The organism is Paenibacillus sp. 32352, assembly GCF_002042965.1.
GTDB classification, from domain to species: Bacteria; Bacillota; Bacilli; order Paenibacillales; family NBRC-103111; genus Paenibacillus_S; species Paenibacillus_S vulneris.
This window is the reverse complement of sequence record NZ_MZNT01000002.1, coordinates 452271-465426: the sequence shown is the minus strand read 5'-3', so window position 1 is coordinate 465426 and position 13156 is coordinate 452271. Positions and strand designations below refer to the sequence as shown.

Sequence of the window (13156 nt, the reverse complement as noted above, 5' to 3'; positions counted from 1 at the left end):
TGTGCGCCTACTTGATGCCCGTCTTTTTGATGTAGTCCAGAACTACTCTGTAGTCCTGGTTCACATCGCTGAAGGTCGCGTAATTTTTGGCGGTTGCAAACCATTCCAGCGTTGTTGCTTTTCTAGATTTTACTGACCTTCTTAGATCCTCCTGTGTGATAGGCTGAATCTCCCCGGTCTCGAAAGTCCGCTCCATAGCGGAATCAACCGCATCCTTGACGATTTGCTCCAAATCCGCACCGGAAAACAGCTTCGTTTCAGCGGCAATTTTGGCTAAATTCAGGGATTCAGCCGGTTTTCCGGCTAATTTTAGCTGAAGTATCGTCTGCCGCTCCGCTTCCTCCGGAGGAGGTACGAAAACAAGGTGATTGAATCGGCCCGGGCGGCGCAGGGCTGAATCCAGATACCATGGAGTGTTGGTTGCTCCGATCACGAATACGTTGTCGTTATTGGCTTGTAACCCGTCCAGCTCCAATAGCAGCTGATTCACCAGCATACGATCATGATGCTGCCTCATTTGATGGCGGCTGCCGCCCATGGCATCCAGCTCGTCAATAAAGATGACGCAAGGCTTGTTTTCCCGCGCCTTCTGGAATATATCATGCAGGTTATGCTCGCTCTGGCCGACATACATCGAAAGAATGGCCTGGAGCTCGATGTGCATGAAATTGGCATCGATTTCACCCGCCACCGCCCGGGCGAGGAACGTCTTGCCGCATCCCGGAGGGCCGTACAGCAGCAAGCTTCCTCCCCGTACGCGGCGAATACCTCCGGCTGCTTCAAAGGCAGAATGAAGCTCATGCGGATTTTCTTCTTTACTTCATCCAATCCGCCGACGTCTTCAAATGTTTCTTTCGGCTTCTCAGACTCTACCAAAGAGTGGCTATCGTTATTAAATTGAATGAGTTTTAATTTATTGCGGCGCCTTTCATTCACTTCATCATGGTCTGACATAGTTTCCCTCCCATTATCAATGATGATAATTTTACCATATTTCTACCTGTTGTCGACTAGGTCTATCTGCAGATTTCTCAATAGCAAAATAGGAGCATGCGCTTATGGCATCCTCCTATAATCAGCAATTCATTACGATGAAGTACTCAGCAAAAAGTACTTTTCGTCAGGGTAGCTTGCGGTCCAGCCAAGATAAGATCGGACGTAGCGTCACGGTCATGTTCGTATCGCCAGTTTCATTCACATAAGGGGCTTGTGTACGAAAATAATCCGGGTGGTTCCCGACTAGAGAGATCTCAACAATCTCGCCTGGCGAATAAGCGCCCGATTTCCAAAGCTTGACGCGGCCAAACCGGCGCACCCAGCCGCCCCAGCGTCCCAATCGGGAGACCGGATCTTTCTTCCCTCCGCTTCCCATGGCGGACAGATAAAGCACGCGGTCCTTCAGCTCGGAGGAAACAGGGCATTTGGGAGAGCCGATCTGAACGACAAGCGGTGAACCGTAGCCTGCCTTCGTCAGCTGAGTTGCGAGCTGAACGGCACTCACGCCACCGCCGCTATGTCCGACTAACAACACGGTACAGCCAGATTGTGCCGCTTCCCATACGGCCTCCCGGACAGCTCCTGCTCCGATAGAGGACCACAATCGCTCCTGAATATCCGTCAAATCGCGAAATATCGCCGCCAATTGACGCACCAAACGCTGCGACCAATCTCCGAATGGGTAGACGGACTTCGATACGACGCGATAACCACGATTACGCAGCTCGGAGGACAACTCCTCGCGGAAAGGGTCCATAAACCCGGGGGCTGTCGCGATGCCTGCCAGTGTGAACAGCGCTATACCGGCAGCAGCTTGTTTCATATGACTGCCCCCTTACGATGATAAGAGCCCTGTTCTTAGCATTCACTAAATTCTATAGCATTAAAGTCCGAAACATACACCAGCGCGCTGTCCGGGCGATGAAAAGCAGTTGAATACAGATCCTTAAAAGGCGTATCGGTCACAGCAATCCGGTTATCCCTCTGCTTCCATTGTTCAAGCACTTCTTTGGATATTTCAAACGGCAGCAGCGGCTTCACGGAACGTTTACTATGTACGACAATCATTTTGTTCCCATCCATCGCTATGACCACATTATTTTTATAAGTCATTTGTAAATGCTTCTCTTTTTCTGTTTGATATACGCTCATATGTTCCCCTCCAATTGTATTGCTATTATAAAGCATCGCGAGAGGAGTAGCAATGTATTTTCGCGAATTAGGTACTTGGACATGGGCAATTAGGTGCTGCATGAGACAAAAGAGAAAACCGCTTATCGACGTCCTTCCGTAAGAAAAACCGCTGCGCATTATGCGCCCGCGGTCTCCTTTTCTTTTTTGGATAAAACCTCTTTTTTCAAAAACCAGCAGACAAAAAATGCAGCTATGACAAAGCCGAAGGAGATGGAGAACATGTGCTGAAATGCATGAGCAAAGGCTTCCTTCACTTGTGTCACCAGTTCAGGTGAGATTCCCGCCGGAATCCCCCCCGTTTCGATATGCTCGGCAGTACCCGGGGGAAGCTGATCGCTAAGTCCGGCAACGCCGTTCTTAATATTTCGGGACAGCATACTGCCAAAAACGCTCAATCCAATCGTCGCGCCCAATGATTGAAACAGCTGAACTGTCGATAGTGCTATTCCGCTATCTCTGGAATCTACCGATTCCTGAACAATAAGGTTATCTCCGCCGAAAAGTGCCCCTAGACCCACACCAAGAATAAAGAAGCTGACGATGATGAACCATACGGTCGTACTGACCTGAATCTGCATCAGCAGAAAGAAGCCGATAACCGGAAGCAGGAAAGATACGATAAATAACTGACGATAAGCGACCCGTGTAATCAGAAACCCGTTCACAATGCTGGACGGAATGGCCCCCGCCATGAAGGCCAGAGTTAAATAACCGGAAGCTGTCGGTGAAAGACCCATGACATTCTGGGCGAAGAACGGGAAAGACGCTATGCCGCCCATGATTCCCATCGTCAGGATAAACACGAGAATGGACAAGACGACCACATTTCTATTGGTAAACAAACTCAGCGGAATCATAGGCTCTTGAACTCTTGATTCGATCAGGACAAACAATCCGAACAAGAGCAAGGACAGCGACAATAATCCGATGATGACCGGTGAAGACCAGGTGTACCCCTGATTATCAATCAATACCGGGGCAAGCAGAAGCGAGAATAGTCCGAGCACAAGCGTCGCCGCTCCGAACCAATCTACGGAACGCTTCTCTTCTCCTCTTGATTCCTTCATTCCAATCGCTAGCACCGCCGCAGCTAACAATCCGACGGGAATGTTAATCAGAAACACCCAATGCCAGCTCATGTTTCCAACCAGATAACCTCCCACGGTAGGTCCCAGAAGCTGCGGAAGAATCATCAGAGGGCCGATGAGACTTTGAATCTTGGCTCGCTGCTCCAACGGATAAGTCTCACCGAGAATGACCAGGGCCAAAGGCATGAGTCCCCCGGCGCCGATTCCTTGGATCCCTCGTCCTATCAGGAGCCAAGTCATGGAAGCCGCCATACCGCTTACAATGGACCCAGTGATAAATAGCCCCATGCAGATCAGGTAGACCCTTTTGCGTCCGTAAATATCGGCCAGCTTGCCTATTATGGGCATGAACATGGTAACGGCAAGCATATAGATTCCCGCGACCCATCCATACAATGATAACCCGTGCAGCTCACGAATAATCGTCGGCATGGCGGTCGATACGATGGTTTCATCCAATTCCGCAAAGATAAGTCCCAGCATCAAACCGACCAGTACCAAGGTTTTGTTGTTTGATTGTAAAATGGCAAATCACCTCAATTCAAGAATTGCCTTTATCTTACATTGCTATTTTAAACTGAATGTAAACGGAAATTAATTTTCATTTTATGCAGAGAACCACGAAAATTATAAAGCCTGTAATTCAAACAGGACCGCAAAGCCAATGGCCCTGCGGTCCTTTATTTCTCCATTTATTATGATTCCCGGCTGCCGATCGTTGAATGGGTCCATGCCTCGTAGCATTTGGCAATCGCGCTCATATCCTCCGCTCCCCAGCCGCTGTTGCAAGCAATTTGGAAGATTTGCTGAACGGAGGCTTGCATCGGTACCGGCACCTGAAGCGATTCGGCGAGACGACCGGCCAGCTTCAAATCCTTAAACATCAGCTGCGTCATGAATTGGGCGGAAAAGTCTCTTCCCAATATTTTCGGCCCCTTCATCTCGGCCATTCCGCTTCGTCCTCCCCCGCCAGCCAAGACCTCGAGGAACAGCTCCGGGTCGCCGCCGGATTTTTGAACCAGCATCAAGCTTTCCGCCAATGCCGTCAAATTCGCTGCAACGAGCATATTGTTGGCCAGCTTGGCATTCGCCCCTGCCCCGCTTGCTCCCATGTAGACGGCTTTTTTGCCCATGGCGTCGAACAGCGGTAAGCAAGCCTCATAGGCTTCGCGCTTGCCGCCGACGATGAATGTCAGTACGCCTTCGATAGCTTGCGGTTCGCTGCCGGTGACGGGAGCATCCAGCATGTCGACGCCGGCTGCGGACAGCTTCTCAGCCAGCATTTGGCTGGTCACCGGATAAATCGTGCTGCAATCCATAACGATCCGCGGCTTGGTGCCGGCATTGGATTGGCACACGGACAGAATTCCGTTCTCGCCCAGGTAGACTTGCTCTACCGCCGAGTCGTCGGTAAGCATGGTGATCACGATATCGGCCTGCGCCGCTGCCTCCGCCGGAGAAGCTGCGATGGTCACCGCATCCAGCCCCTCAAACGACGACGCCCGCTCCCGGTTCCTATTATAAACGATCAGCGGGAATCCCGCTTTATGTAGATTCATGCTCATTGGCTTCCCCATCGTGCCAAGCCCGATAAATGCAACTTTCATAGTCATAATATGCACTGCCTCCTATTGTAACTTGTCGTCTGCCTCTTCATTATAACACGATTTAACTACCAGGTTTTACCCGCTTCTCCTGCACTCGGGACCCAAAAAAACGCCCTTGCAATCGCAAGCAGCGTTTCTGAAGGAGAGGGCCGCTTTGCTCCATGCAGCCCAGACCCCTTTATATGGAGAACCGTTCATTCAAATATTCGACCTGATCTTTATAATAAAAGCCCGCAGGCACCACTTGTATGCTCAAAAGCCCCTGCTCCCATCCGCAGGTAAGAGTAAATTCCTGCGTCAATTCAAATAGGGTCGTCTGAATGACTAGGGTCTTCTCGTCGGTCCAAGCTCCTGCGCTAAAGCCATCCAGTCCCAGGAACGGGTCCTTTCCGCTTCGCCAATCCATTAAGCCAAAATCCAGATCGAGACGCTGCCCCTTGCCGTAAAAGCTCAGACTGCCGCTTTCCTCTGCAAAATGAAATTCGCATGCCTCGAAATCAAACGCGTTGCTTTCAAACTCGATTCGTTTGCCCGTTAACGCCTCCATCATCGGAGAGCTTATCTTGCCCCTTGGCATCGTCAGAGTTAACTTGTCCAATTTTGTGATTAGTGACGTATAAGTACTGCCGTCTTCTGGAAGCGCCTCATCTTGTATCGCAGGATACAGCGTTTCCCATAAGCTATCGAGTATTTGCTGCTGACCGTCACGGTATTTCATCGTATTCGCTGTCGATACGAAGACAGCCTCCTTCTCGGGAATCACTACGACAAGCTGGCCTCCGGCACCGAACGCACTATAGGAATTGTAACGGGTCCGCCAAAACTGGTAGCCATACCCCAATGGCCCGTCCAGAAGCATTTTGGCATTGTTCGTATCAGCATGTTTGGCGGTGCTAAGCTCTACCCAGCCTTCAGGGAGTATCCGCTTATCCTCCCAAATTCCTTGCTGCAAATAAAGCTGGCCGAATCTGGCCAAATCATCCGTTGTGCATTTGATGCCGCTTCCCCCTTTGTTGATTCCCAGAGGGCAGCTCTCCCATTCAATCTCCCCTATGCCGATAGGGTCAAAAAGTCTTGTTCTCAAATAATCATGGACCGTCATTCCGGTCACTTTTTGCAGGATGGCACACAAGGTATGCGTCCCCGTCGTGTCATAAGCAAAGCTGGTCCCCGGAGGATGGCTCGGCTTGGTATTTAGAAAGGACTCTACCCAATCCTGCACCTGGGTATTGGTTGATTTGGCATGAGCGGTCTGCATGGCCAACAGATGCTTGATCCGCATCATTCTTATGTAAGGATGAACCTCACTTGCCAGCTTCTCGGGAAAATAATCGGCAACAGCATCCTCCAAAGTGAGCAGCCCTTCCCCTATGGCGATGCCGATGGCGGCCGACGTTACGCTTTTGCTTACCGAAAAAGCTTGATGAAGCTGCCCCGCACTGTAAGGCTTATAATACCCTTCCGCCGCTACCTTCCCATATCGCAGCACAGCAAAGCTGTGAAGGTGAATTTGTTTCTCCTGAATGCTATCTATAAAGTCGATAATTGCCTTAGAGCAGATGCCAACTGACTCCGGTTGAACCCTCGCCAGCTCCGTTCTGTTCTCCATACCATCTTCCCCTTTCATTGTCCCGGTTCCGGTTTTTCATTATACTACGGAAAAAGTGAAGAATCTTTAGTCCAATCCGCTGGAAAACGTGAAAAATTTCGTGTATTTGTTCATTCCTCTTCCTAATTCCGCTTGTTCACCCCCATTATGGTGAAATATCCCATTAAATTACTATACAATAGGGATGATGTATGAAAACGGTCTCATACGGCCTGTCACAGGTAATTCCTGATAAATTATAAGATAGACAGTACAGGCAAAGCCAACGATAATAAGAATGGATAACGTTTACAGAAAGAGGGAATGGGATTGGAAGCATTGGAGGATCAGCGGGTAAAGGCTGAAGCGAAGAAAAACGGCAGGTATTATTTCGGTGTTTATATGTGGCTGCTATCCTATATGAAGCCTTATGCTTGGCAGATGACCTTATTCATTATTTGCGGCTTGATTATCTCCCTGTCTCAAATGGGGATATTCCGTGTACTGCAGTATATTATCGATAATATCATTATGGCCAGGGACTTGGAGAGATTCCGGTACATCGTGCTGGTTCTGGTCGGCGTGCTCATCTGCATGTTCGGCGCCATGGCGGCTAACAACCTGCTCTCCCGGCTTGTGCGCGAGAAAGCATCGAGGGATTTGCAGTATGCTTGTATGAAGCAGCTGCGCCGGCTTGGCTTTTCCTACTACGAAAAGCATGGCGTGGGAGAGACCCTGTCCTTGCTCAATACGGACGTACAATCCGTTCAAGGAATTTATCAGCGGCACTTCCCCAATCTGGTTAACAGTGGGCTTATGATGCTGGTAGCCTTCGGCTTTGTCATTCATACCAACGCAATTCTAATGCTTGTCACGATGCCGTGTTTTTTTCTGTATTATTTGATCGGACCTTTTTTGCAAAAGAAAACGGCTTATTGGGGCAAAATCGCCAGGGAGCGGCGTACCGAATGGAACCGGAAAATATACGAGAGTATTTCCGGGCTGACCGAGATGCGCGCTTACCAGCGCGAAGCTTGGGACTTGGAGCGTTACGACGAGAAGCATGAGCATTTTAATACCAGTCAAAAAAAGCAGTTTATTTTTCGAGGCGCCCGCGCCTTATCCCGGCAGCTTTCCTCGTTTGCCGGCATGCTCGTTATGTTTATTTGCGGAACTTATCTGAACCGGAACGGGATGCTGACGGTCGGTGAATTTGTCGCCTTCGTCATGTATTACCAGATGATGAATCAGAACTCGGCGCAGATCGTTCAGATCCTGGTCGATCAAAGCCTTGTTCTTCATCAAGGCGAGAAAATTAAAGATTTCATGGCGCTTCACCCCGATGTAGAAGACCCGAAGGAGCCCGTCATCCTTCCTTCCGTTCGTGGAGAGCTCAAGTTCCGGGATGTCCATTTTGGCTATGGCAGCAGGGAAATACTCAAAGGCTTCTATCTCCATGTTCACGCTGGTGAACGGATCGCCTTTGTCGGACCGACAGGTAACGGCAAATCCACCCTGCTCAAGCTGATAGGAAGGTTCTATGATCCCGTCGGCGGCGAGATTTACCTGGATGGCGTACCGCTGCACCAGCTTTCGTTATCTCAGCTGCGGGATTCCATCGGATATGTATTTCAGGAAACTTATTTGTTCGGGTCTACGATACGCGACAATATCCGCTTCGGCTCCCCAGAGGCTACCGACGAACAGGTTGTGGAAGCCGCTCAGGCAGCCAATGCCCATGACTTCATCATGCAGCTGAAGGATGGCTACGATACGCCGGTCGGTGAAAGAGGCGTCAAGCTGTCCGGAGGCCAAAGACAGAGGATCTCCATAGCGAGGATGTTCATTAAAAATCCGAGGATTATCTTATTGGACGAAGCGACCTCAGCGCTGGACAATGTGAGTGAAATTGAAGTGCTAAAAGCGCTTGACACTTTAATGCGGGGACGCACAACTGTAGCTGTTGCCCATCGTCTGTCAACCGTTCGTCATTATGACCGGATTATCGTGATCAAGGACGGAGTGGCCGCGGAATCAGGCACCTATGACGAGCTGGTCGGCAGCAAGGGCTGGCTCTACGAGCTTGAATCCCGTACGGCAGCCGGAAATCCGTAGAGAAAGGAGGCTTGCGAATGGCAACTATCAAATGGATATGGCGATATATTTACCGAAGCCGCAGGATGGTGCTGATCAGCATCGCTGTCCTTGCCCTGCAGCAGTGTATACAGCTGATGTCACAGGGATCACAGAAATTTTTCATAGACGACATCTTGGTGAATAAGCACTATGACAAGCTGCAATGGGTGCTTTACTATTTAACGGCTACGAGCCTGGCGGCATACAGCTTGAATTGGATCGGGAATTACTTGACGAGGGTTAATCAATTAAATATTCATCGCATGATGGGAACCAGTCTGATGGCGATCATTCAACGCAAGCCCGTAGCTGAAATGCAGAACCAGCGGACAGCCAAATGGGTTCAATATTTTACAAGCGATATCCAGCAGGTTTCCGATTTTATCTCACGTGACTTGGCCAAAGGGATTCAGCAGGTAGCGGGAACTGTATTTCTGATCGGCGTCATAGCTTGGGCGAGCCCCCTCATCCTGCTTCTTGTCGTCTTTTTTAGCGCCCTTTATATCGCTCTTGGCCGCTATTACGGCCCCATTATGCGAAATCAGACCAAAGAAATGCAGGAACGCCGCGGCGATCTGCTGGTTAAGATCGAGGAAGGTATTTCCTCTACCCGAGAGATCATTGCTTACAACCGGCTGGAGTGGGAGGAAAAGCTGTTCCGCAATACGTTCCAGATTTTTTACGACAAGGTTATGCAAAATGGGAAATCAACCAACTCGCAGCTCCTTCTTAGCAATACCGTACAGTGGCTCGGGAGACTTGGCGTACTTGTAATTGGCGGCTATGAAGTCATCCAGGGTCATACGACCCTCGGCACTTTCGTCATCGTATACCAATACTCCAATCAATTGTTCCAAAACTTCCAGAATGTATTCAACTTCTTCATGAATATGTCCAGCCGGCTCGCTTTCGTAGACCGGGTTCGCGGACTTTTCGAGCAAGAACAGGCTTCGGAAGGAACGAAGAACTTGACGGGAGCCGTGCGCAGCATTCGATTTGAACAAGTCTCCTTTGCTTATTCAGATGAGGGACAGCAAGTATTGAACCATTTGAATATGGTTATGGAAACGGGAGGCAAGATAGCGATCGTCGGAACGAGTGGCGGGGGCAAATCCACCATAGCGCAGCTCCTTCTCCGGTTCTATGAGCCTACCCAAGGTACCATACGGATCAATGGAACCCCTCTGTCCGAGATTCGGTTGGAGCAATGGATGAGCAGAATCTCCGTCGTGTTTCAGGAGCCTTTCCTGCTCCCGGACACGATTCGCAATAATCTGCTGCTCGGCCGGGATTTAACCGATGATGAGCTGTACGAGGCTGCCCGTATTGCGCAAATTCATGACTTTATCGAATCTCTGGAGGAAGGTTACGAGACCGTCATCGGAGAGCGCGGCTACACCCTTTCCGGAGGTCAGAGACAGCGGCTTGCCATTGCGAGAGCCATCATCAGCGACCCGGACATTCTGATCCTGGACGAGGCAACATCAGCGCTGGATATGGAAACAGAACGAGTGATGCAGGAAGAACTCGATCACCTTCGCAAAGGCCGCACCACGATTATAATCGCACACAGGCTATCGACCATTCGCAACGCGGACATCATTTTTGTCATGGATCAAGGAAAGCTGGCGGAGAAAGGCACGCATGAGGAATTGATAGCGAATGGAGTGATTTATAAGCAGCTCGTCGCCTCCATGGCGGAAGCGTCCTAATGAAGCGGGAGGCGTCATATACTTTGTATATGCATGCCTCCTCCTATTATATTAGGCTCTAACGCCGACAGAGGCTGAGTGAATGGGAAGGCGAGTCTCCCTCCCCCATACCGGAACGCCGCTCAACGACAAAAAAGAACAGGCATAAAAACTCCCTGCTCAAGTGTCAACAAACCAAATCCTTCTTATCACCTGCGCTAATGAATGCCTAGAATGACATTTTTCAAGCGCTCCAGCTCCTCCCTCTTCGTCCTGGCGTTCATTCTGCCGTTAATATTTCTTTTCCTCCTGCATTCATCCTCGATCATTTGGAGCTCTTTAATCCGGGATTCAATCTCCTCTAACACATCATGTACGGTATTCATTTATGCAGCCTCCCTAAAAATGATCTTGATCATTTGGATAAATAGGTTATAATCATGATAATGATTATCATTAACTTTTGGCTAAGGAGTCGTGACGATGAGTCTTCTGCTTCCGGTAACTACTCTCATTCTCATTGGGATAGGCGCATTCTGTATCTTCGTCTCCATGGAAAATGACCGTCTCATTCGGGAATCGACCCGAAGAAAGCGTCAGGCGCTGCTCTCAGCCACAGCATCCCTCTCCTTCAACGAGAGCGCTGAACGCTAACGGAAGATTGCATTCCAGACAGGATACAGCGTCGGCTGCTATGTGAGCCCGGTAAAGAAGGCGCCCTATACAAGGATAAGGACGCCATTAAACTTCTCCCTATTCATTGCGGAGAAGAGGATCTTAATAACCGAAGTCCGTTCAATATCACAAGGATTGTGCTTCCCTCGTGGCCGACGACACCTAGCGGAAGGGCAATACCTTGCAGGAAATTGGCGGCTATCAATACACAAATGACGGACAGAGCAAATACGATATTTTGCTTAACAATGGATAAAGTTCGCTTGCCAAGAGTGATCGCATTGGCAATTTTATCGATATCATCACTTAACAATACCATATTGGCCGTCTCCAAGGCCGCATCGCTGCCTGTCGTACCCATCGCAATACCGACCGTCGCAGTTGCCAGGGCCGGTGCATCGTTGACGCCATCCCCAACCATCGCAACATTCCCGTAAGCTTGCCTTAATTCCTTCACCAAGCTCACTTTATGCTCGGGCAGGAGCTCGGCATACACTTTATCGATACCCGCTTGAGAAGCGATAGACTGAGCCGTTTGCTGCTGGTCACCTGTCAGCATAACGACTTGAACGCCATGTTTTTTCAAGGCGGCAATGGACTGCTTCACATTCGGACGAAGCGTATCCTGCAGTGCAATGATCCCTGCGGCGCCTTGTGAATTATGCATGACGGTAACGGTCTTACCTTCCCGCTCCAATCGATCTATGGTCTCCGAGATCGTATCGGTCAACATGCTTGCATCCAAAAAGGCGGGCTTGCCGATTTTCCACTGCTCCCCCTCCCATTGAGCCTGAACCCCCCACCCCGTATAGGTCGTGAATTCCGACGGCCGCCGGATCTGCAGCTCCATCTCCTGCGCTTTCAATACAATTGCCTTCGCTAGCGGATGCTCCGATAAGCTTTCGAGACATGCAGCAATATGAAGCACCTGGGTTTCGTTATACCCTAGAAGCGGAATAACATCTGTAACAACCGGACGTCCCATCGTCAGTGTACCTGTCTTGTCGAATGCAATAACTCGAGTGCGTGCCAGATTCTCGAGATGGGCGCCGCCTTTGAATAACACCCCTTTACGAGCACTGTTCGAAATAGCGGAGAGCATGGCCGGCATGATCGAAGCGACTAAAGCACAAGGCGATGCCACCACAAGAAATACCATAGCTTTGTATAAAGACTGACTCCACGTCCAGTGGAATACAAGCGGCGGAACAACGATCAGCAGCACGGATAGACCAATGATGGCTCTGGCGTAGATCCGTTCAAACTTTTCAATAAAGCGTTGGGAGGCCGGTTTCTCGCTTTGTGCCTCTTGGACAAGTCGGATAATCTTCGAGAACAACGTCGATTCGCTCGGTTGTCTAACTTCTATAAATAATGCGCCTTGGCCGTTCAGCGTGCCAGCGAATACTTCATCCCCCGCCCCTTTGTCTACCGGAATCGATTCTCCCGTAATAGAAGCTTGATTAACAGAAGAGGTTCCTTCCGTCACCATGCCGTCTGCCGGAATGCGCTCTCCCGGTTTGACGACCACAAGATCGCCAACCTTCAAATCCTCAATCGCTACCACTTGTTCTTTCCCATCACGATACAACACAGCCATCTCCGGCTTCAAATCCATTAGGGCCGATATATCGCGGCGGCTTCGGTCCATCGTATAGCTTTCCAGCACACCGCTGAGGGAGAAAATAAAAATAAGTACGGCTCCTTCCGCCCAGTAACCAATAGCTGCCGCTCCGACTGCAGCAACCAGCATTAACAAATTGACATCCAGATCCCGTTCTGCAAACAACGTATGCAAGCCTTCCTTGGCCTTGACATACCCCCCCACCACAAAGGCCAGTGAATACAGTACTATGGCTGCAGTATGGGACATACTATCTATCCCCCAAGCGGCTGCAATGAGGATTCCGCTGGTCAGTGCGGCAAGAGCCTCGCCGTATCGGCTTAACCAGTTTTCCTCGTTAGCCAGGCTCTGTGCTTTCTGTTGGGATAACTCCTGTTCATTGGCTTCGTTGTTGGCGGATGAATAAGCTGTAATCATTTGAGTCACTCCTTCTCATTGAGAATGAATTCCATTATTACTGTCCTTAAAATGGCACATGCTGCTCCTTGTGGGGAGCAGCATGTGGATCGAGGGAAACCTCGGATTCTTTCTATGCAATTGGCTGGTAAAAATGTTTT

General features: G+C 49.8%; 10 protein-coding genes and 1 pseudogene. 3 read left to right on the top strand and 8 right to left on the bottom strand.

The window, feature by feature from the left end:
• Positions 1-7 precede the first annotated feature (7 nt).
• From B1728_RS06350 to B1728_RS06325, 6 genes and pseudogenes are all read right to left on the bottom strand, one after another.
• Positions 8-954 (bottom strand): annotated as a pseudogene (locus B1728_RS06350) (ATP-binding protein).
• Positions 955-1120: 166 nt separating this feature from the next.
• Entirely contained in the window at positions 1121-1819 is a 699-nt protein-coding gene (locus B1728_RS06345; RefSeq protein WP_079909337.1) for a hypothetical protein, read from the bottom strand.
• A 35-nt stretch (positions 1820-1854) separates the two neighbouring features.
• On the bottom strand, positions 1855-2148 hold the full coding sequence (locus B1728_RS06340; RefSeq protein ID WP_079909336.1) for a hypothetical protein: 294 nt from the start codon (positions 2146-2148) through the stop codon (positions 1855-1857).
• 158 nt (positions 2149-2306) lie between these two features.
• Positions 2307-3779, bottom strand: coding sequence for an MDR family MFS transporter (locus B1728_RS06335; protein WP_256865257.1), 1473 nt, complete (start codon positions 3777-3779; stop codon positions 2307-2309).
• 194 nt (positions 3780-3973) lie between these two features.
• Complete coding sequence (locus tag B1728_RS06330; RefSeq protein WP_079909335.1) at positions 3974-4891, bottom strand: NAD(P)-dependent oxidoreductase; 918 nt, start codon at positions 4889-4891, stop codon at positions 3974-3976.
• A gap of 172 nt (positions 4892-5063) precedes the next feature.
• Entirely contained in the window at positions 5064-6494 is a 1431-nt protein-coding gene (locus B1728_RS06325; protein WP_144027776.1) for a serine hydrolase domain-containing protein, read from the bottom strand.
• A 309-nt stretch (positions 6495-6803) separates the two neighbouring features.
• Here B1728_RS06325 and B1728_RS06320 point away from each other — a divergent pair, with 309 nt between their 5' ends.
• Together B1728_RS06320 and B1728_RS06315 are read left to right on the top strand one after the other, a co-directional pair.
• Positions 6804-8588: an ABC transporter ATP-binding protein gene (locus B1728_RS06320; RefSeq protein WP_179135908.1), complete on the top strand. Its 1785-nt coding sequence runs from the start codon at positions 6804-6806 to the stop codon at positions 8586-8588.
• Between the two features lie 17 nt (positions 8589-8605).
• Positions 8606-10321 carry an ABC transporter ATP-binding protein gene (locus tag B1728_RS06315; protein ID WP_079909332.1) on the top strand — a complete coding sequence of 572 codons (1716 nt, stop codon included), beginning with the start codon at positions 8606-8608 and terminating at the stop codon, positions 10319-10321.
• 197 nt (positions 10322-10518) lie between these two features.
• Here B1728_RS06315 and B1728_RS36160 read toward each other — a convergent pair whose 3' ends face one another.
• Positions 10519-10686: a hypothetical protein gene (locus B1728_RS36160; RefSeq protein WP_179135907.1), complete on the bottom strand. Its 168-nt coding sequence runs from the start codon at positions 10684-10686 to the stop codon at positions 10519-10521.
• A 97-nt stretch (positions 10687-10783) separates the two neighbouring features.
• Between B1728_RS36160 and B1728_RS36155 the strand changes: the two genes are divergently transcribed.
• Positions 10784-10954, top strand: coding sequence for a hypothetical protein (locus B1728_RS36155; protein ID WP_179135906.1), 171 nt, complete (start codon positions 10784-10786; stop codon positions 10952-10954).
• A gap of 103 nt (positions 10955-11057) precedes the next feature.
• On the opposite strand, the gene B1728_RS06310 is transcribed toward B1728_RS36155, so the two are convergent.
• Entirely contained in the window at positions 11058-13016 is a 1959-nt protein-coding gene (locus B1728_RS06310; protein ID WP_079909331.1) for a heavy metal translocating P-type ATPase, read from the bottom strand.
• Positions 13017-13156 lie beyond the last annotated feature (140 nt).

Coding starts and splice junctions, on each gene's coding strand:
- B1728_RS06345 (WP_079909337.1), bottom strand. CDS start 1,819: ATGAAACAAGCTGCTGCCGGTATAGCGCTGTTCACACTGGCAGGCATC.
- B1728_RS06340 (WP_079909336.1), bottom strand. CDS start 2,148: ATGAGCGTATATCAAACAGAAAAAGAGAAGCATTTACAAATGACTTAT.
- B1728_RS06330 (WP_079909335.1), bottom strand. CDS start 4,891: ATGACTATGAAAGTTGCATTTATCGGGCTTGGCACGATGGGGAAGCCA.
- B1728_RS06325 (WP_144027776.1), bottom strand. CDS start 6,494: ATGGAGAACAGAACGGAGCTGGCGAGGGTTCAACCGGAGTCAGTTGGC.
- B1728_RS06315 (WP_079909332.1), top strand. CDS start 8,606: ATGGCAACTATCAAATGGATATGGCGATATATTTACCGAAGCCGCAGG.
- B1728_RS36160 (WP_179135907.1), bottom strand. CDS start 10,686: ATGAATACCGTACATGATGTGTTAGAGGAGATTGAATCCCGGATTAAA.
- B1728_RS36155 (WP_179135906.1), top strand. CDS start 10,784: ATGAGTCTTCTGCTTCCGGTAACTACTCTCATTCTCATTGGGATAGGC.
- B1728_RS06310 (WP_079909331.1), bottom strand. CDS start 13,016: ATGATTACAGCTTATTCATCCGCCAACAACGAAGCCAATGAACAGGAG.